We start from the raw sequence: 19,484 nt of genomic DNA, 5'->3' as shown, positions 1-19,484 counted from the left end.
ATTTCCGAAAAACCGCAAAACACTTGACCCGTCGGGCAAAACAGGCGCATCATGCCATCAACGCGGCGTATCTTCGCGGTGATTGCCAATGATTCGCGGAGAGGAATAGCTTGCGCACGGAACCGTCTTTGCAGCACGCGCCCGATTTCCAGGCAATCTTCGAAGGCGTCCCTGGCCTCTACCTCGTCCTCACCGCCGACCTCCACATTGTCGCGGTGAGCGACGCCTATCTGAACGCGACGATGACCGATCGCGTTTCGATTCTGGGGCGATATTTGTTCGAGGTCTTTCCGGATAATCCCGACGATCCGGCCGCCGACGGCGTCCGCAATCTGAAGGCTTCGCTGTACCGGGTCCTGCACAGCAAACGAACCGATCCCATGGCGGTGCAGAAATACGACATCCGCAAGCCGGAGGCGGAAGGCGGCGGATTTCAAGAGCGCTTCTGGAGCCCGCGGAACTCCCCCGTGTTCGGTCCAGACGGGCACATCGCCTATATCATTCATTGCGTGGAAGACGTCACGGAGTTCATTCACCTCAAACAGCACGGCGTTGAACAGGACAAGCTGACGCGAGAATTGCGCGATCAGACCGGGCGGATGGAGGCGGAAATCTTCGCCCGGGCGCGCGAAGTCAAGGACGCGAATGAACGGCTGGAAGAAGAACAACGTCAACGCCAGATCCAGAAGATGGAAGCCGTCGGGCATCTGACCGGCGGCATTGCTCACGACTTCAACAACATCCTGACGGTCATCATCGGGATGACCGAGATCCTTCACCAGGCGGTGGCCGATAATCCGCAACTGTCGTCGATCACCCGGATGATCGACGACGCGGCGACGCGTGGCGCCGAAGTCACGAAACATCTGTTGGCGTTCTCTCGCCGGCAGCCGTTGCAGCCCCGCGACACAAACCTGAACGCCCTGGTGGAGGACACCGCCAAACTGCTTCGGCGCTCGCTGGGCGAGCAGATCGAGATTCAGACATCCCTCGAAGAAGACGCCTGGCCGGCCTTCATCGACCCCAACCATCTGGCGACAGCCATCCTCAACCTCGCCGTCAATGCGCGCGATGCGATGCCCGAAGGCGGAAAGCTGATGCTGGAGACGGGCAATGTCGTGCTCGACGACGGCTACGCGAGCGCAAATCCGGATGTGAGGCCTGGCCACTACGTCATGGTGGCCGTGAGCGACACCGGCAGCGGCATTCCCGAAGCAATCCGCGACAAGGTGTTCGAACCATTCTTCACGACCAAGGAGACCGGCAAGGGCACGGGACTTGGACTCAGCATGGTCTATGGCTTCGTCAAGCAATCCGACGGCCACATCAAGATCTATTCCGAGGCGGGCCACGGCACCTCGATCAAACTCTATCTTCCACGCGCCAGCGGGACCGGGCCCTGGTCGGAGCCGACGGCAAATGTGGAGATCCGCGGCGGCAACGAGACCATCCTCGTCGTCGAGGACGATCCTCTGGTGAGCGAATACGTCAGCGCACAGCTCGCGCATCTCGGCTATCGCGCAATCCTGGCGGCCAACGGTTCAGAGGCATTGGCGCAGGTCGCGAACGATGTTGCTTTCGACCTGCTCCTGACCGACGTGATCATGCCCGGCGGGATGAACGGGCAGCAATTGGCCGAGGCCGTGCTCGCGCGCCGTCCAACCACGCGCGTCCTGTTCACGTCGGGCTACACGGAGAACGCGCTTCTCAGTCACGGCCGGCTTGAACCGGGCGTGCTGTTGCTGCCTAAACCCTATCGCCGGTCCGACCTCGCGCGAATGATCCGCGTGGCGCTCCATCGAGGCAATTGAAATCTCCACCGCCTCGATCGAAACACACGGCATAGTGTGCCCGTTCGACGCATTCCAGTGCTACACCCGCCTCCGTTTCCACCGCTGGACAGGTGACGCTTCGCCAATCCGCCAGACGTCATCCCAACATCACGATCCCAAGACCACGTGCACCAGATAGCCCCATGAAGAAAATCGGATTCCTGTCCTTCGGACACTGGACGCCCTCGCCGCAATCGCAGACCCGCTCGGCCGCGGATACGCTGCTGCAATCCATCGAGCTTGCGGTTGCCGCGGAACAGCTCGGCCTGGACGGCGCGTATTACCGCGTACATCATTTCGCGCGACAGCTCGCCTCGCCGTTCCCGCTGCTCGCAGCCGTCGGCGCGAAGACGAGCCAAATCGAGATCGGCACGGCCGTGATCGACATGCGCTACGAGAACCCGCTTTATATGGTTGAGGACGCAAGCTCCGCCGATTTCATCGCCGGCGGCCGGCTTCAGCTCGGCATCAGCCGCGGCTCGCCCGAGCAGGTGATCGATGGCTGGCGCTATTTTGGCTATCGCCCGGCCGAGGGCCAGAGCGACGCCGACATGGGCCGGCGTCATGCGGAAGTCTTTCTCGACCTCCTGCGCGGCGAGGGTTTTGCCGAGCCCAATCCGCAGCCGATGTTTCCCAACCCGCCGGGACTGTTGCGCCTGGAGCCGGTCGCCACAGGCCTGCGCGAACGGATCTGGTGGGGCGCCGGCTCGAACGCCACCGCGGTATGGGCCGCAAAGCTCGGCATGAATCTGCAGAGCTCGACGCTGAAGAACGACGAGACCGGCGAGGCTTTTCACGTGCAGCAGGCGGCGCAAATCCGCGCCTATCGCGCCGCGTGGAAAGAAGCCGGCCACAGCCGCGAGCCCCGCGTGTCGGTGAGCCGCAGCATCTTCGCCCTGATGGACGATCGCGACCGCGCCTATTTCGGCCGTGAACGCGGCGGCGAAGACCAGATCGGCTTCATCGACCCGCGCACCCGCGCGATCTTCGGCCGCTCCTATGCGGCCGAGCCGGAAGCGCTGATCGAGCAGCTCAGGCAGGACGAGGCCATCGCCGAGGCCGACACGCTGCTGCTGACGATCCCGAACCAGCTCGGCGTCGACTATTGCGCGCATGCGATCGAGGCGATCCTGACGCACGTCGCGCCGGCGCTGGGGTGGCGCTGACGCGGACATCGTCGGCACTGGGCCGAACCAAGCAGGAGCATTCGCTTGTCAAAGCAGAAGATTTCGTCCGGTTACGCCTTCGAAGACACATACGGGTACTCGCGAGCTGTCCGCGTGGGAAACCAGGTCTTCATATCCGGTACAACAGCGCGTCCGCCCCAACTGCACGGCGACGCTTACCAGCAAGCCAAGGCCGCGCTGGCCATCATTGCTGATACACTGGCCCAGGCTGGCGCGGGAGTGCAACACGTCGTTCGTACGGTTGTGTACGTCGTCGACATGGCCGATACCCAGAATGTTGCTCGCGCTCATTCTGAGGTCTTCGATCGAATCCGCCCTGCAAGCACGCTCATTCAGGTCGGGGCCCTCACGCCGGCATCCGCACGGGTCGAGATCGAGGCGATGGCGATCATCTGCGACTGACCCTGCCCAACCAACCAGGCGTCGACTATTGCGCGCATGCGATCGAGGCGATCCTGACGCACGTCGCGCCGGCGCAGGGGTGGCGGTGAGACGATTGCGCCGCCTCAGGCAGGTCTGAGGCTTTTGACGTGCTTGGAGAAGATGCGGACCCGCACGCCGCGACGCTTGCCGTGCTGTTCGAAGGCGGATGACGCGACACGCTCGATGACATCGCGGAGGCGCAGGAACTGGGCCTCCCTTTCGTCGGGACGGGTGCCCTTCGTGGCATCGAGGTCGTCCAGCGCTGCGCTGCTGACCTCGCAGTCGACCATCCTGGCCCCATGCATCATCGTGAACAGAAAGGCCATCCGCTCCGCGTCATACCCCAGTGGCAGGCCACGTGTCAGTTGCACGGATTTGACGGGAGCTGCTCCTGGACGCGGCAATCGTCAGCCCACCGTTTCGCCGACCATGCCTGGCGATACCTCAGCCAGGCGGCTCGCTTGCGAAGCAAAATCCTCGAATGTTGCGACTGCATCGCGCATGTTGTGGCAGCCGCGACTGTCGCGCGACGCGTGAACGCGAAGGTCGAACAACTCCATCCAGAACAACGGGCTTTGGGGCAAGCCCCCTCCCAGCGCCTCGAACATGCTGATCTCGCAATCCCCGACACGTTCGAGCGCGACGATTCGCGCGCCATGGGCGACGTCGGGAATTCCGAGCAACGTTCCGTACCCTCGCAATATCTTCACGTTGATGGGCGGTGCGGCGCCGTCGCTGCTGGACATCAAGACCATCGTAGCTTTCGGGGAAGGGGGCTGCCCCCGAGAACGCAAGACTGGTCGGAGGGCAGGCAACCGATTTAAGTCACACGACCCCCGGTTTCTTGTTATCGTGAGCCAATAACTTGATTTCTCCTGCCGCGATCACGATCTGCGAGCCAAGGGAGCAAGGCCCGCAGCGGCAACGACGAAAGGGTTCGGTGTGCCGACTGCCCGTTCGCCCCATTTTGAAACAATGCCCAGTGCCACCGGCGGAATCGCGCGCCTGGTATGGGCACGTTTGCAGGACGCCGGCATCGAGGCGGACGGACTATTATCCAGGGCCGGATTGACGCGCGAGCAGATCGAAGATCGCAAGGCGCGCCTTGGCGCTGAAAGCCAGATCCGATTTCTGGAGCTTGGTGCGGAGGTCCTGCAGGATGACACGCTCGGATTTCATCTGGCTCGGGACTTCGACCTGCGTGAAATCGGGCTGCTCTATTACGTCGCGGCATCCTCCGGCACGGTCGCCGAAGCCTTGTCCAAGGCAGAGCGCTATTGCCACCTCGCCAATGAAGGGGTTTCGCTGCGATTTGCCGCCAAGGACATGACGATTGCGCTGAGATATGTCGGCGTCAACAGGCGATCGGATCGGCACCAGATTGAATTCTGGCTGACCACCATTATTCGGATCAACCGCGCCCTGACCAATCGTCGGCTGGTTCCGAGTCGGGTGCGGGTCGCCCATCGCCGTCGCACGACGCCTGCGGGGATCAAATCGTTCATGGGATGCGAGATCGAATTCGGCTGCGACGTCGACGAGATCACCTTCCCGACATCAACAGGCCTCATCCCGATCGAGAGCGCTGACCATTATCTGAACGACCTGCTGGTGACATATTGCGAGCAGGCGCTCGCGCACCGGAAATCCGGTGCGGCCTCGCTCAGGTCAAGCGTCGAGAATGCGATCGCCCCCCTGCTCCCGCATCGTGAGGCGCGGGTCGAAGAGATCGCCCGCCGCTTGGGGATGAGCCATCGGACGCTCGCGCGCCGCCTCGCCTTGGAGGGAGTGACCTTCAGCGGCATCCTCGACGAGATGAAGATCGACCTCGCCAAGAGCTACCTGAAGGACGATGAGCTGCCCATCTCGCAAACCGCCTGGCTGCTCGGCTACGGAGAGGTCAGCGCGTTCACCCATGCGTTCAAGCGCTGGACCGGAATGACACCGAGGCAATGGCGTACTCTGGACACCCCCGAACAGGATGACGACACGGGAGACGGCTCCGCTCGCGACCAGGTTTCCTCCGAGGTGCCCATCGCAAAGGCTCCCGATCGCCACTAGATTGCCCCATGAGGAAGATCGGATTCTGTCCTTCGGGCATTGGACAGCCTCGCCGCAACACGCTGTTGATGACGATCCCGAACAAGCTCGGCGCCGACTTGCGCGCATGCGATCGAGGCGATCCTGAAGCTTGTCGCGCCGGTGCTCGGGTGGCGGACCGCCGTCCGATTCACTGCGCAAGTCAGCCCGTTTCTTGCCGACCCCGGATCTTCGCGAGCCAGGCCGCCAAACGCGGATGCCTGGTATAGCGGCCCTCCATGCTTGCCAGCTCCTGCTGAAACACCCGCAGCGACAGCAGCCTTTCGATGTCGGGCTCGCGGATCTTCCAGATCGCCGGCGGAAAGAAGCCGTGCACCTTGAGCTCGTAGAGCTCGAAGATCGAGTGAATGATCTCGTGCACGGCCCGGCGCTCTTCCGCCGTGATCTCGATGTCGCCGGCAGCCTCGTGATCGACGAACACCGAGACCGGTAGGCGGCGTCGCAGATCGGAGACCCGGTCGGAATATCGCAGGAAGATGTCCGCGCCCAAGCGCCGATTGTTGGTATGCAGCGCCGCATAAATCGCGGCCATGCCAACGATGATCGATCCGAGCGTCATGAACCTGAGAAGATGGTCGAGCACGCGTCTGTCTCCTTGCGCCGGGCGCCGGATTGACAGAGATAAACCAGACTGCCGGCTGATAAAATGGGGCGGCCTCGGCTCGCGGACGTGCCGATACCGGCCCGGTGCCGCCCACCGCGCTCATACGGCAGCGCCGGCGCACAACCTCCGGCGACCGCGCGGCTGGGCCGACGTCATGTTATCCTCGTCTTGCCGACGGCGAACTTGCCGTCATTCGCCGGATTGAGCGATGAATCAGCATCTGTCCCTCGTCAGTCTCGTGGTCGCGGACTATGACGAAGCGATCGCGTTCTTCACGCGGGCTCTTGATTTCGAGCTGTGCGAGGACACGCCGCTCGGTGGCGGCAAGCGCTGGGTGGTGGTGCGGCCGCGCGGCAATTTGGGCTCTGGCCTGCTGCTGGCGCGGGCGGCCGGTCCGGCGCAGACGGCGCGCATCGGCGACCAGACCGGAGGCCGCGTCTTCCTGTTCCTGGAAACGGACGATTTCGAGCGCGACCATGCGCGCATGATCGCCGCCGGCGTCCGTTTCGTTCGGCCGCCACGGCAGGAGGCCTATGGTATCGTCGCTGTGTTCGAGGATCTCTACGGCAACCGCTGGGACCTGATCCAATCCATCAAGCGCGGTTGACGCCCGGCCGTCTCCCGCCTCACCCCGTCTTCGTCCCCGTGACGACCGCAAGCGCCTCGACGAGGCGGTCGAGATCGGCCTCGTCGGTAAAGAGCGCCGGCGTCACGCGGATGCATTGGCCCTTGGCGACACCGGCGCGGCGCACCGTCATGATCTTGTGGCTGTCGCGGAGCTTCACCACGATCGCCTCGTTGTCGGCCTTGCTGGTCTTGCCGGCGAGGCGGAAGGACGTGATCGCGCCATAGGAGCCGGCTTCATCCGGCGTCAGGATCTCGAGGTCCTTGAAGCCGCGGGCACGGCTCACCCAGTAATCACGCAAATAGCGCAGGCGCGCCTGCTTTGCCGCGGCGCCGATCTGCTGATGCAGCGCGACGGCGGTGGGCACCGTCAGCACGGTCGCAAAATTGACCGTGCCGGTGTGAACCCGCGAGCGGATGTCGGTCTCCGCAAAATCCTCATCGCCCATGTCGCGGTCGATGGCGGCGAGGCGGTCCTTCCTGATGTAGAGGAAGCCGACGCCGAGCGGCGCGCCGATCCATTTGTGCAGGTTGAATCCGACGAAATCGGATTCGAGGTCATTGACGTGGAAGTCGATCTGTCCCCAGGAATGCGCGGCGTCGACGATGGTGTCGATGCCCTTCGCCTTCGCCATCCGTGCGATCTCGGCGACCGGCATGACCAGGCCGGTGCGATGGCTGACATGGGTCAGCAGCAGAAGTTTCGTCTTCGGATTGGCCTCGATGGCACGGGCATAGGCGTCCAACACCGCCTGGCGGGTGGCGGGCTCCGGCACGTCGAACCTGACCACGTCGACGCCGCGGCGCGCCTTGAGCGAATTCATCGCATACTGCATCGAATCATAATCGAGATCGGCATAGAGCACGCCGTCGCCGGGCTTCAGCCTGTTGTAGCCGCCGATGAGCAGCTGCAGTGCTTCGGTCGCGCCGCGCGTCAGCGCGATCTCCTCGGGCGCGGCACCAACCGCCTCGGCCACCCTGGCGCGCACGGCTTCGAAATCCGTGCCGACGCGCTGCCGTGCGTAATAGGTGTTCTGGAAGTTGACCATGTCGGACTGGCGGATGAACTCGCGCCTCACGGGCTCGGGCATGATGCCCCAATAGCCGTTCTCGAAATTGGCGATGTCGCCCGTCACGGCATAGAGGCCCTTCACGGCCGCCCAATAGGCCTTGTCGGTGGCGATGGCGGCGGCCGTTCCGGTCGGCGGCGCGGGAAGGCTTTCGGCGGCGAACGCTGGTTTCGCCAAGGACGTGACGGCTGCGGCCGCGAGGCCCCGCAAGATCGACCGACGGTCGGACGAAATCGTTTCAGTCAGATTCATATCAGCCTCTACGGATGCGCGGCAAAGAAAGCCGCAATCAATAGAGCGCGAATGACATGGCAATGACAATCAACGATGCGGACTTCTACTTGCGGCCATCCTTCGAGACGCCCGCTTAGGCGGGCTCCTCAGGATGAGGACGGAGGGCGTGGCCACCGCTTCGAAGGCTCCAGATGCCGATTAGCCTCACCCTGAGGAGACCGCGAAGCGGTCGTCTCGAAGGGCGAGGCGTGCGCTCAGGCCTTTCCAAAAGGCGATGTGCGATCACCCCGCCTTCACGCTCGCATCGATCAGCAGCTTCGCCGCCGCGAGCGCGGACTGCGCGGGGCCGTCTTCGGACTGCTGGCCGGTGACGTAGATGCCTTCGATCAGGAGCAGCAGCGCGTCGCCGAGCACGTTCGGCTGGCGTGCGCCCATGGCGGCGGCGAGCTCGCGCAGGCGTTGGCGAAAGACCTTCTTGTGGGCTTCGGCGACCTGCCGCGCGGGATTGTCGCGCGAGGGATATTCCACCGCGGCGTTGCTCAGTCCACAGCCGCGATAGCCCTTGGCCACGGCGCGCGACGAAAGCTGGCCGATATAGGCCAGCACGTGATCGCGCGCATTGCCGTAGGCCTTGCCGCCGGGGCGTTCGAAATTTTCCCAGAAGCTCAGATCGTAGTCGCGCAAGTAAGCGGCGGCGAGATCGTCCTTGGAGGCGAAGGCGCGATACAGGCTCGGTTTTGTCACCCCGGCGCGGTCCACCACCTCGTCGACACCGACGGCGCGAATGCCCTCGCGGTAGAACAGCTCTCCGGCGGAGGCGCGGATCCGGTCGGCGGCCCGGAGCGGCGCTTCGGCGGGTTTCTCGGCTTTCTTCGGCATCTGGCTTCGTCTCATCTCAGGCACGGGGGCTTGACAATGTTACTGACCGGTACGTATTAGTACCGCATCGCAATACGTACCGGTAAGTAACATGCCCGAAGCCTCCTTTCAATCCACCTCCGTCTCCCGGCGGCCGTTCGGCCCGAACTACGCGTTCGTGGTCGTTGCCGTGATCTTCCTGGCGCTGCTCGCCTCGGCCGGCCTGCGCGCGACGCCGGGCGTGCTGATGCTGCCGCTGCAAAAAGCCTTCGGCTGGGACGTCAGCGTGATCTCGTCGTCGGCCGCGGTCGGCATCTTCCTCTACGGCCTTGCGGGTCCGTTCGCCGCGGCGGTGATGCAGCGCTTCGGCATCCGCCGCACCGTGCTGGGTGCGCTGGCATTGATGTCGGTCTCGACGGCGATGAGCTATTTCATGACCGCGCCGTGGCAGTTGTTCATGAGCTGGGGACTGCTCTCCGGCATCGGCTCGGGCGCGGTCGCCAACGTGCTCGGCGCCACCATCGTCAACCGCTGGTTCACCACCAATCGCGGCCTCGTCATGGGACTTCTGACCGCGAGCACGGCCACCGGAACGCTCATCTTCATGCCGGGCCTCGCATCGCTGGTCGAATGGGGCGGCTGGAAGCCGGTGGTGCTGACGGTCGCCGCCTGCTGCGCGGCGCTGATTCCGCTGGTCTATTTTCTGGTGCCGGAGCGGCCCGCGTCGATCGGCCTGCGCTCCTATGGCAGCACGCATGACGACCAGCCGGCGGCACCGGCGCAGGGCAATCCGTTCGTCGCGGCGATCGGCAACCTCGTGCGCGCCGCGAAGACACAGACATTCTGGTTCCTGTTCGCGACCTTCTTCATCTGCGGATTCACCACCAACGGCCTCGTCGGCACCCATCTGATCGCGTTCTGCGGCGACCACGGCATCTTCGAGGTGCAGGCCGCAAGCCTGCTGGCGCTGATGGGATTCTTCGACCTGTTCGGTACCACGCTGTCGGGCTGGCTCACCGACCGCTTCGATCCGCGCAAGCTGCTGTTCTTCTATTACGGACTGCGCGGGCTGTCGCTGATCTACCTGCCCTACTCGGACTTCTCGTTCGTCAGCCTGTCGGTGTTCGCGGTGTTCTACGGCCTCGACTGGATCGCGACCGTGCCGCCGACCGTGCGTATCGCCAACGAAGCCTTCGGCGACAAGAATGCGCCGCTGATCTTCGGCTGGGTCGTCGCCGGCCATCAACTCGGGGCCGCCTGCGCCGCCTTCTTCGCCGGCTTCATGCGCTCGTCGCAGGGCGATTATCTGCAGGCCTTCATGATCGCAGGCATGACCGGCATCGTCGCGGCCGTGCTGTCGCTGATGATTGGCCGGCGGCCGAAGCAGCCGGCGTTGGCTGCGGCGTGAGAGACGACGTGCCGGCAAGGCACTGACCTTGCCGGCGCAGCCGCCCGTGCTGCTAGATTTGGAGGTTGATTCCGTTAAGGAATTTGAAATATTGTGATGACGAAGCGGGCCACGCAAAGGCTTGTGCAGGAGCTTGAGAGTTCGCGTTGCGTCCAGCTCCATCCCAATCAACCGAAACGATCTGTGGCGGCCTGGCGAATGAGCGCTTCCCTCCTTTCAACGGTCGGTGACCATTTCTTCATCGGCCTGAAGCCGACCAGCGTTCTCGATGACCGCGACCGCGCGCTGCTGCGGGATCTCCGGCCCGCCGGCGTCATCCTCTACAAGAGCAATTTCCGCCACGATCTGCCCTATCGGGACTGGCTGTCGATCCACCGGGATCTGATCGCCGCGATCCGCGACGCTTCGCAGCGCGACAAGCAGTTCATCGCGATCGATCACGAGGGCGGACGCGTCTGCCGCACGCCGGCGCCGATCACGCGCTTTTCCTACGCGGCACGCTGGGCCGGAACGGCGGAGCAGGTCGGCGACGCCATGGGCGTCGAGCTCGCCTCGCTCGGTTGCAATCTCAACTTCGCGCCGGTGCTCGACATTCACTCTAACCCCGCCAACCCTGTCATCGGCGAGCGCGCCTTCGGCCGCACCGCTGACGACGTCATCAAGTCGATGCTGCCGTTCGCCAAGGCGATGGAGCGCCGCGGCGTCCGGGCCTGCGGCAAGCATTTTCCGGGGCATGGCGACACGCAGGTGGATTCGCACCACGAACTGCCGGTCATCGATCTCGACCTCGACCAGATCAAGGCGCGCGAGCTGAAGCCGTTCGCCGCCGCGATTGAGGGTGGGATCGAGATGATGATGACGTCGCATATCCTGTACCGGAAGCTCGATGCCAACGACCCCGTCACGCTGTCGCGCGCGATCACGCAGGGGCTGTTGCGCGAGGCGATGAACTTCCGCGGCGTGATCGTGTCCGACGACGTCGGCATGCGCGCCATGGCCGGTCGGCTGGACGCGCCGGATGCCGGTGCGCGCTTCATGGCCGCCGGCAACGACATGCTGATGATCTGCTCGGCTCTGACCGACACCGGGCGTGCCCGCTTCCTCGCCCAATCGATCATCGACGGCGTGGACTCCGGCAAGCTCGACCCGGCGGTTCTGAAGGCCTCGAGCCAGCGCGTCCACGCGATGCTTGATCGCACCCCGCAGAACTCGGTCTCGGAGCTGTCGCCCGAGGTGCTTGCCAGCCATCGCAACGCCGGCGCCCAGTTCGAGGCGGCGACCGTCGAGGTCGTGTAGGGCCCCACCAGAATCCATCCGAAAGCCGGACGTTCTCAACGGAACCGCCGTTGATCTCGATATGCTACACGTGCTAATGTTACGAATGGTAGCATATCGCGCCCTGCCAATATCAACGTCAGGTTGCTTCGTGCTAAGGAGGTTCCACCCCGGGACGATCAACCCGGCGGCCGGCTCAGGTGATGGGTTTGAACGTGAAACGCGCAGCAAAACTCCTCATCGGCGCGCTGGTCGTGTTGCCGGCCGGCACCGCGGCCTATTATTTCAGGAATGACATCAAGGACATCAAGCTCCCGTTCGCGCTGCCCTTCATGCAGGCGGCGGAGGCCGAGCGCGGTGTCGCGCCCGCTCCCCCTCCGCGGCCACCGGTCGCCGTCAAAGTCGCCGCCGCGAAGGCGGAGGACGTGCCGATCTATCTGACCGGCATCGGCACGATCCAGGCCTACAACACCGTCAACGTGCAGAGCCGGGTCGACGGCGAGATCGTCCAGATCCTTTTCCAGGAAGGACAGGACGTCAAGCAAGGCGACGTCCTCGCGGTGATCGACCCGCGCCCGTTCCAGGCCCAGCTCGATCAGCAGATCGCAGTGAGGCAGAAGGACCAGGCGCTGCTGGACGGCGCCCAGATCGACATGGAGCGCTACGACGCGCTGATCCAGAAGGCCGCCGCGATCTCGCGGCAGGTCGTGGACCAGCAGCACGCGCTGGTCGAGCAGTACAAGGCGCAGGTCCGGAACGACGACGCCCAGATCGAATATGCGCGCACGCAGCTCGGCTTCACCAATATCCGCGCGCCGATCAACGGACGGCTCGGCATCCGCCAGGTCGACCAGGGCAATTACGTGCGCGCGGTGTCGCCGACGACCATCGTCACCGTCACGCAATTGCAGCCGATCTCGGTGATCTACACCCTTGCCGCGGTCGCGGTCGGCCAGACCCGGCTCAGCCTCGGCCAGACTGATGCGCCGGTGGTCGCGCTCACCGCCGACAACACCTCCGAGCTCGACAAGGGCACGATCACGCTGGTCGACAACCAGGTCGATCAGGCCAGCGGCACCATCAAGCTGAAGGCGACCTTTCCCAACAAGGCGCTGAAACTCTGGCCGGGCAATTTCGCCAACGGGCGGATCACGGTGGACACGCGCAAGAACGCGATCACCGCGCCGGCGATCGCCGTGCGGCACGGTCCACGCGGCGATTTCGTCTGGGTCGCGAAGGCGGACGATACGGCGGCTTTCCGGCCGGTCACGGTCGGGCAGATTTTCGACGGACGCGCGCTGATCGACAAGGGCCTCGCCCGGGGCGAGCGCGTCGTCACCGACGGCTATTACCGGCTCGAGAACGGCGCGCGCATCACGATCGAGGGCCAGACGCCCACCGCCAAGGCGCAGCCCACCACTCAGCCGCGCTCCGAGCCGCGCGTTGACTGAGGCCCGCCATGTCCGCGCCCTTCATCCTCCGGCCGATCGCAACGACGCTGATGATCGTCGCGGTCGTGCTGCTGGGCATGCTCGGCTACCGTGAGCTGCCGATCGCGCCGCTGCCCAATGTCGATTTCCCCACCATCCAGGTGGTGACACGTTATCCCGGCGCTTCGGCCACCGTCGTCGCAACCTCGATCACCGCGCCGCTGGAGCATTATTTCGGCACGATCTCCGGGCTGACCGACATGAGCTCGACCAGCTCGTACGGCTACAGCCAGATCACGCTGCAATTCGACCTGTCGCGCAAGATCGACGCGGCCGCGCAGGACGTGCAGGCGCGGATCAATGCGGCGGCGGGCTGGATTCCGGTCGAGCAGCTGCCGAGCCCGCCGACCTATCGCATGGTCAATCCGGCCGACACGCCGGTGCTGATCCTGGCGCTGACCTCGAAGACGATGGCGCTGCACGAGGCCAATGATCACGCCGCGACCATTCTGGTGCCGAAACTGTCGCAGATCCCGGGCGTCGGTGCCGTCAGCATCGAAGGCGGACAAACCCGGGCCATACGCCTGCAGATGAACCCGACCCGGCTGGCCGGGCTCGGCCTATCGCTCGACGACGTCCGCCGCGGCATCGCCGCCACCACCGCAGACAATCCGAAGGGCTCGCTCGACGGTCCCAGGCAGGCGTTTCACGTCGACACCAACGACCAGCTGTTCACCGCGGAGGCCTATCAGGATGCGGTGATCGCCTATCGCAACGGCGCGCCAGTGCTGCTGCGCGATGTCGGCACCGCCATCGACGGCGTCGAGGATGCCGAGCAGGCGGCCTGGTTCCAGGGCGAACGTGCCGTGCTGCTGGACATCCAGCGTCAGCCCGGTGCGAACACGATCGAGGTCGTGGATGCCATCAAGAGTATCCTGCCGAAACTGCAGGACTCGCTCCCCGCGGCGCTGAAGATCTCCGTCGTCAGCGACCGCACCACGACGATCCGGGCCGCGATCCACGACGTGCAGTTCACGCTGGTGCTGACGGTGGCCCTCGTCGTGCTTGTTATCTTCATCTTCCTGCGCAAGCTGTGGGCCACCGTGATCCCGAGCGTCACGCTGCCGGTCTCGCTGATCGCAACCTTCGGCGTCATGGCGCTGTGCGGTTTCAGCCTCGACAATCTCTCGCTGATGGCGCTGACGATTGCTTCAGGTTTCGTCGTCGACGACGCCATCGTGATGATCGAGAACATCGCGCGCTATGTCGAGGACGGCGAGGATCCGCTTCAAGCGGCCCTGAAGGGTGCGCGACAGATCGGCTTCACCATCGTCTCGCTGACGGTGTCACTGATCGCGGTGTTCATCCCGCTGCTGCTGATGGGCGGCGTGGTGGGCCGGCTGTTCCGGGAGTTTGCGATCACGCTGTCCTTTGCCGTCGTCATCTCCGGCCTCGTGTCGCTGACTCTGACGCCGATGATGTGCGCGCAGCTGCTGCGACACGAGGACCCCAACGCGCAGCACGGCTTTCTGTACCGCATCAGCGAACGCGGCTTCGACGCCTCCGCCAGCTTCTATCTGTGGGGGCTCGACTGGGTGCTGAGACACCGCAAGCTCACGCTGGTCTTCACCGTGCTCACTTTGGTCGCGACCGTGATGCTGTACGTCGCGATCCCCAAGGGATTCCTGCCGTTGCAGGACACCGGCCTCCTCATCGGCACCACCGATGCGGCCCAGGACATCTCCTTTGCGGCGATGGCCGAGCGGCAGCAGCAGCTCGCCGCCGTGATCGCGCGCGACCCCGACGTCGTCACCGTCGGCAGCTTCGTCGGCATCGGATCCGTCAACACGACGCTGAACAGCGGCCGGCTCTACATCGATATCGGCAGCCCCGACGCGCGGACATCGTCCGCGGCCGCCGTCATGGCGCGGCTTCAGCATGCCGTCGAGGGCGTTCACGGCATCACGCTGCATCTGCAACCGGCGCAGGATCTACAGATCGAGTCGCGCGTCGCGCGCACGCAATACCAGTATGCGCTGCAGGATCTCGACGAGGACGAGCTTCGGCTCTGGAGCCGGCGCCTGGTCGAGGCGCTGCGCATGCGGCGGGAGCTCGCCGACGTCGCCGACGACCGCCAGGACGAAGGCCTGCAGATGTCGATCACCATCGACCGCCAGCTCGCGGCGAGCTACGGCGTCAGCCTGAACACGATCGACCAGACGCTCTATGACGCGTTCGGGCAGCGCCAGATCGCAACCGTCTTCGGTCCCCTCACCCAGTATCACGTGATCCTCGAGGTCGATCCTGCCCTGCGCAACGATCCCGATATCCTGGGCAAGATCTATCTGACCGCGGCCGCCGCTGCGGCCAGCACCATCGATCAGTCGACCAGCGGCTTCAGCGGTGCCTTCAGCAAGGCCTCCGCGCCGGTGCCGCTGTCGGCCTTCGCGCGGATCGAGCGGCAGCACGCGCCGCTGCTGATCTCGCACCAGGGCCTGTTTCCGGCCACCACGATCTCGTTCAATCTGGCCGACGGCGTTTCGCTGAGCCACGCAACGGAGGCGCTGCGCCAGACCGAGCGCGAGATCGGACTGCCGGATGCGGTCACGACCAAGCTGATCGGCACGGCCGCCGAGTTCGCCAACTCGCTTGCGGACGAGAAATGGCTGCTGCTGGCCGCGATCGTGACGGTCTACCTGATCCTCGGCATGCTCTATGAGAGCTACATCCACCCGATCACGATCCTGTCGACCTTGCCGTCGGCGGGTATCGGCGCGCTGCTGGCACTGATGCTGTACCGGCAGGATCTCAATCTGATCTCGCTGATCGGCATCATCCTGCTGATCGGCATCGTCAAGAAGAACGCCATCATGATGGTGGATTTCGCGCTCGCCGCCGAACGTGAGGACGGCGCCTCCTCGTTCGACGCCATCCGGCAGGCCTGCATCCTGCGCTTCCGCCCGATCATGATGACGACGATGGCGGCGCTGTTCGGCGCGCTGCCGCTTGCGATCGGCTCGGGCACCGGCTCCGAGCTGCGCCAGCCGCTCGGCATCGCCATCGTCGGTGGCCTGATCGTCTCGCAGATTCTCACGCTCTATACGACCCCTGTCGTCTATCTGGCGTTCGCCTCGCTACGCACGCGGTTCGGATGGCGATCCGAGACGGCCAACGATCCGGCGGCGCTGCCGCAGGCCGAGCGGCCCGCGCCGTGAGCATCACCGCACAGTTCGTGCTGCGGCCGGTGGCGACCACGCTGCTGATGATCGGCGTGTTCCTGCTTGGCAGCGTCGCCTATGTCCGCTTGCCGATCGCCTCGGTGCCGGCGGTGGAACGACCCACGATCGGGATCTACGCGCCATTTCCCGGCGCAAGCCCGACAACGGTCGCGAATGCACTGTCGCAACCGCTCGAAACCACGCTCGCACTGATCCCGGGCGTGACGGAAATCACCTCGTTCAGCGCCATGGGTGGCACCAGCATCACGGTGCAGTTCGAGCTCTCCGTGGATATCGATGCCGCAGCCGGCGCGGTGCAGGCCGCCATCAATTCGGCCGGGCCAAACCTGCCGAAGGGACCTTGGCCGCCGACCTATTGGAAGGCAAACCCGGCGGGCTTCGCGGTCGTGGCGCTCGCCTTGACCAGCGACGTGTTCACGCCCGGTGAGGTCTACAGCCTCGCCGACGGCGTGATCTCGCCAAAGCTGTCGCAACTGCCCGGCGTCGCGCGGATCAACGTCACCGGCGCGGAGCGTAGTGCGGTGCGCATCCAGGTGTCACCGGCCCGGCTCGCCGCCATGAACCTGTCGCTGGAGGCGGCGCGCGTCGCTGTCCTCAATGCTTCGCAGAACCTGCCCAAAGGCGCGGTCTCGGTCGACGGCCAGCGCCTCACCATCGAAGCCAACGACCAGCTGCTCCAAGCCGTCGATTATCGCGATATCGTGCTGGCCTGGCGTAACGGCGCGCCGGTTCGCCTCGGCGATGTCGCCTCCGTGAGCGACAGCGTCATCAACAACCGCCTCGCCGGCTGGTACGGCACCGAGCGCGGCGTCGTGCTGTTCGTCTACAAGCAGTCGGACGCCAACATCGTCGAGACCGTCGATGCCATCAAGGCGGAGCTGCCGGAAATCCAGCGCTGGCTGCCGCCCGGTATCAAGCTGCACACGATCTATGACCGCACCACGCTGATCCGGGCCGCCGTGAACGACGTCAAGCTCACGCTGGTGATCGCCTCCGCGCTCGTCGTGCTCGTCATCGCGCTGTTCCTCAGGCGGTTCTGGGCGACGATGATCCCGAGCGTCACCATTCCCGTCTCGCTGGCCGCGACGCTGTTCGTGATGAATTTGTGCGGCTTTAGCCTCGACAATCTGTCGCTGATGGCGCTGACCATCGCCGCCGGCTTCGTCGTGGACGACGCCATCGTCATGATCGAGAACATCATTCGGCGCATGTCGGAGGGCGAGCCCGCGCTGCAGGCCGCCATCAACGGCGCCCGCCAGATGGCGTTCACGGTCATCGCCATCACCGTCGCCCTGATCGCGGCGCTGATCCCGATCCTGTTCATGCCCGACGTGGTCGGGCGCTACTTCCGCGAATTCGGCGTGACGCTGGTGGTCGCGATCGTCTCTTCGGCGGCGATCTCGCTGACGCTGACGCCGATGATGTGCGGACATCTGCTCGATCGCGGCCGGCAGCGGCTGCACAACCCCGACGCAGACCCCGGCCACCGCACGTTCTATGCCCGCAGCCTCGACTGGACGCTGCGCCACCGTTTTCTCACCGTCCTGATGATCACCGCCCTCACAGGGGCCAGCGTCTGGCTCTATCTGCAACTGCCGAAGGGTTTCATGCCGACCCAGGACACCGGCGTCATGTTCGTACGGACCGTGGCTCCGTCGAACATCTCGTTTCTGTCCATGGAAGACCGGCAGCGCGCCGTCGGCGAGGCGATCCTCGGGGATCCCGCGATCTCGGGTCTTACATCCTATATCGGCGAGGGTAATGGCAACGCGCTCAGCGTCGGGCAGATGCTGGTCGCGCTGAAGCCGCCCGAGGTGCGCAAGCTGTCGATCCAGCAGGTCATCACGCGCCTGCGCGAGCGCATGAACCGGATCGACGGCGTCCGGGTGTTCTTCGTGCCGCTCCAGGATCTCAATCTCGGCGTCCAGTCCGGCGGGTCGCGGTTTCAATATACGATGTGGGGCATCGACGAAGAGGCGGTGATACGCGCCGCCGAAAACATGATCCGGCGCGTGCGCGGCATTCCGCAGATCATCGACGTCATCGCGAGCTGGGAGACCGGTGGCCTGCAGGCCGGGCTCACCATCGACCGCGTTCGCGCCGCGATGCTCGGCGTCACGCCCGTCGCGGTCGACAACACGCTCAACGACGCCTTCGGCCAGCGTCAGATCAATCTTCTCTTCCTGCCAACCAACTATGCGCGCGTGATCTTCGAGGTCGAGCCCGAAGCCGCAAGCGGCCCCGACTCCATGAGCCAGATCTACGTGCCGAGCGCCAGCGGCAAAGCGGTGCCGCTGACAGCCTTGACCAAGCCGCAGCGCGCGCACGCCGCGATGTGGGTCCGTCACAGCGCCCAGTTTCCGGCCGCGACGATTTTCTTCGACATCAAGCCCGGCACGTCGATCGGCGACGCCATCGCTTCGATCCGCAAGGAGGAGGCCGAGGCAAAGCTGCCCGACGACGTCAAGGCGGAATTCCGCGGCGAGGCCAAGGAGGCCGACAAGTCGATCGTCAAGCAGGCTGCGCTGTTCGGAGCCGCGCTGATCGCGATCTACCTCGCGCTCGGCATGCTCTACGAGAGCTACGTCCATCCGCTGACCATTCTCTCGACCTTGCCACCGACCGCCTTCGGCGCGCTGGTCGCGCTGTGGGCGACCGGGACGCAGTTCACGCTGGTGACCACCATCGCCTGCATCCTGCTGGTCGGCATGGTGATGAAGAACGCCATCATGATGGTCGACTATGCCCTCGATGCGGAACGGCATCGCGGCCTCAACGCCCATGACGCCATCCTGCTCGCGGCACGGCTGCGGGCGCGGCCGATCACGATGACGATGCTGGCCGCATTCCTCAGCGCCGTCCCGATCGCCTTCGGCACCGGCCCGGGTTATGAGATCCGCCAGCCGCTCGGCATCACCATCATGGGCGGCCTCGTCGTCGCCCAGCTGTTCACGCTGTACTCGACGCCGGCGATGTACCTGCTGCTGGACAAGCTGAGGCGCCGGAAGAAGACGTCTGCGGCGAGCGCACCTCAGGCATCCGCTGCCGTCGGCGCGCCGGCTCTGCCCGATCTCGGCGGGTAAGACACAAAGGGACCCCGAACCTCGTCGCAAGCCTCGCGCAATCTCCCCCTGCTGAAGTCGAATCAACCGCGACGCCAGAGAGGCGGGGTTGCGCCCGTCAGAAGCCGCTGCCGCCAC

At 64.8% G+C, this 19,484-nt stretch carries 15 protein-coding genes and 1 pseudogene; 11 read left to right on the top strand and 5 right to left on the bottom strand.

All coding sequences use genetic code 11. From position 1 onward, the window contains the following. The first annotated feature begins 110 nt into the window (after nt 1-110). The 4 genes and pseudogenes from NLM32_RS04480 to NLM32_RS04465 all read left to right on the top strand — a co-directional run. Nucleotides 111-1,811 (top strand): ATP-binding protein, encoded by a 1,701-nt coding sequence (locus NLM32_RS04480; RefSeq protein WP_254128059.1) that lies wholly within the window; start codon nt 111-113, stop codon nt 1,809-1,811. 164 nt (nt 1,812-1,975) lie between these two features. Beyond that, nucleotides 1,976-2,998, top strand: coding sequence for an LLM class flavin-dependent oxidoreductase (locus tag NLM32_RS04475; protein WP_254128058.1), 1,023 nt, complete (start codon nt 1,976-1,978; stop codon nt 2,996-2,998). A 45-nt stretch (nt 2,999-3,043) separates the two neighbouring features. After that, a complete protein-coding gene (locus tag NLM32_RS04470; protein ID WP_254128057.1) occupies nt 3,044-3,421 on the top strand; it encodes a Rid family hydrolase in 378 nt (125 codons plus the stop codon). After that, a pseudogene (locus tag NLM32_RS04465) lies at nt 3,400-3,510 on the top strand (LLM class flavin-dependent oxidoreductase); the annotation flags it as partial. The gene NLM32_RS04470 and the pseudogene NLM32_RS04465, both read left to right, overlap by 22 nt. 15 nt (nt 3,511-3,525) lie before the next feature. On the opposite strand, the gene NLM32_RS04460 reads toward NLM32_RS04465, so the two are convergent. After that, a complete protein-coding gene (locus NLM32_RS04460) occupies nt 3,526-3,813 on the bottom strand; it encodes a DUF1488 family protein (protein ID WP_309143668.1) in 288 nt (95 codons plus the stop codon). Nucleotides 3,814-3,849: 36 nt separating this feature from the next. Further along, nucleotides 3,850-4,188, bottom strand: a complete 339-nt coding sequence (locus tag NLM32_RS04455; RefSeq protein ID WP_254128055.1) for a hypothetical protein — start codon at nt 4,186-4,188, stop codon at nt 3,850-3,852. A gap of 196 nt (nt 4,189-4,384) precedes the next feature. Between NLM32_RS04455 and NLM32_RS04450 the strand changes: the two genes are divergently transcribed. Further along, complete coding sequence (locus NLM32_RS04450) at nt 4,385-5,503, top strand: AraC family transcriptional regulator (RefSeq protein ID WP_254128054.1); 1,119 nt, start codon at nt 4,385-4,387, stop codon at nt 5,501-5,503. 181 nt (nt 5,504-5,684) lie between these two features. Here the strand turns inward: NLM32_RS04450 and NLM32_RS04445 are convergent, their stop codons facing one another. After that, nucleotides 5,685-6,125, bottom strand: a complete 441-nt coding sequence (locus tag NLM32_RS04445) for a hypothetical protein (RefSeq protein ID WP_254128053.1) — start codon at nt 6,123-6,125, stop codon at nt 5,685-5,687. Between the two features lie 229 nt (nt 6,126-6,354). Here NLM32_RS04445 and NLM32_RS04440 point away from each other — a divergent pair, with 229 nt between their 5' ends. Then, entirely contained in the window at nt 6,355-6,753 is a 399-nt protein-coding gene (locus NLM32_RS04440) for a VOC family protein (protein ID WP_254128052.1), read from the top strand. Nucleotides 6,754-6,772: 19 nt separating this feature from the next. Here the strand turns inward: NLM32_RS04440 and NLM32_RS04435 are convergent, their stop codons facing one another. Both NLM32_RS04435 and NLM32_RS04430 read right to left on the bottom strand, forming a co-directional pair. After that, nucleotides 6,773-8,092 carry an aminotransferase class V-fold PLP-dependent enzyme gene (locus tag NLM32_RS04435; RefSeq protein ID WP_254128051.1) on the bottom strand — a complete coding sequence of 440 codons (1,320 nt, stop codon included), beginning with the start codon at nt 8,090-8,092 and terminating at the stop codon, nt 6,773-6,775. 264 nt (nt 8,093-8,356) lie between these two features. Next, a complete protein-coding gene (locus NLM32_RS04430; protein ID WP_254128050.1) occupies nt 8,357-8,953 on the bottom strand; it encodes a TetR/AcrR family transcriptional regulator in 597 nt (198 codons plus the stop codon). 91 nt (nt 8,954-9,044) lie between these two features. Between NLM32_RS04430 and NLM32_RS04425 the strand changes: the two genes are divergently transcribed. From NLM32_RS04425 to NLM32_RS04405, 5 genes are all read left to right on the top strand, one after another. Next, nucleotides 9,045-10,340: an MFS transporter gene (locus NLM32_RS04425; RefSeq protein WP_254128049.1), complete on the top strand. Its 1,296-nt coding sequence runs from the start codon at nt 9,045-9,047 to the stop codon at nt 10,338-10,340. Nucleotides 10,341-10,538: 198 nt separating this feature from the next. Then, nucleotides 10,539-11,636, top strand: coding sequence for a glycoside hydrolase family 3 N-terminal domain-containing protein (locus tag NLM32_RS04420; RefSeq protein ID WP_254128048.1), 1,098 nt, complete (start codon nt 10,539-10,541; stop codon nt 11,634-11,636). Nucleotides 11,637-11,830: 194 nt separating this feature from the next. After that, nucleotides 11,831-13,066, top strand: coding sequence for an efflux RND transporter periplasmic adaptor subunit (locus NLM32_RS04415; RefSeq protein ID WP_254135208.1), 1,236 nt, complete (start codon nt 11,831-11,833; stop codon nt 13,064-13,066). Between the two features lie 8 nt (nt 13,067-13,074). Next, nucleotides 13,075-16,260: an efflux RND transporter permease subunit gene (locus NLM32_RS04410; protein WP_254128047.1), complete on the top strand. Its 3,186-nt coding sequence runs from the start codon at nt 13,075-13,077 to the stop codon at nt 16,258-16,260. Then, nucleotides 16,257-19,367 carry an efflux RND transporter permease subunit gene (locus tag NLM32_RS04405; protein ID WP_254128046.1) on the top strand — a complete coding sequence of 1,037 codons (3,111 nt, stop codon included), beginning with the start codon at nt 16,257-16,259 and terminating at the stop codon, nt 19,365-19,367. The genes NLM32_RS04410 and NLM32_RS04405 overlap by 4 nt, the downstream gene beginning before the upstream one ends. The last annotated feature ends 117 nt before the right edge of the window (nt 19,368-19,484 follow it).

The organism is Bradyrhizobium sp. CCGUVB14 (genome assembly GCF_024199935.1).
Classification (GTDB): domain Bacteria; phylum Pseudomonadota; class Alphaproteobacteria; order Rhizobiales; family Xanthobacteraceae; genus Bradyrhizobium.
This window is presented reverse-complemented; position numbering and strand designations above follow the sequence as displayed.

Excerpts from the sequence above, each read along its gene's own strand:
- NLM32_RS04475 (WP_254128058.1), top strand. The coding sequence starts at position 1,976 with ATGAAGAAAATCGGATTCCTGTCCTTCGGACACTGGACGCCCTCGCCG.
- NLM32_RS04455 (WP_254128055.1), bottom strand. The coding sequence starts at position 4,188 with ATGTCCAGCAGCGACGGCGCCGCACCGCCCATCAACGTGAAGATATTG.
- NLM32_RS04440 (WP_254128052.1), top strand. The coding sequence starts at position 6,355 with ATGAATCAGCATCTGTCCCTCGTCAGTCTCGTGGTCGCGGACTATGAC.
- NLM32_RS04435 (WP_254128051.1), bottom strand. The coding sequence starts at position 8,092 with ATGAATCTGACTGAAACGATTTCGTCCGACCGTCGGTCGATCTTGCGG.
- NLM32_RS04430 (WP_254128050.1), bottom strand. The coding sequence starts at position 8,953 with ATGCCGAAGAAAGCCGAGAAACCCGCCGAAGCGCCGCTCCGGGCCGCC.
- NLM32_RS04425 (WP_254128049.1), top strand. The coding sequence starts at position 9,045 with ATGCCCGAAGCCTCCTTTCAATCCACCTCCGTCTCCCGGCGGCCGTTC.
- NLM32_RS04420 (WP_254128048.1), top strand. The coding sequence starts at position 10,539 with ATGAGCGCTTCCCTCCTTTCAACGGTCGGTGACCATTTCTTCATCGGC.
- NLM32_RS04410 (WP_254128047.1), top strand. The coding sequence starts at position 13,075 with ATGTCCGCGCCCTTCATCCTCCGGCCGATCGCAACGACGCTGATGATC.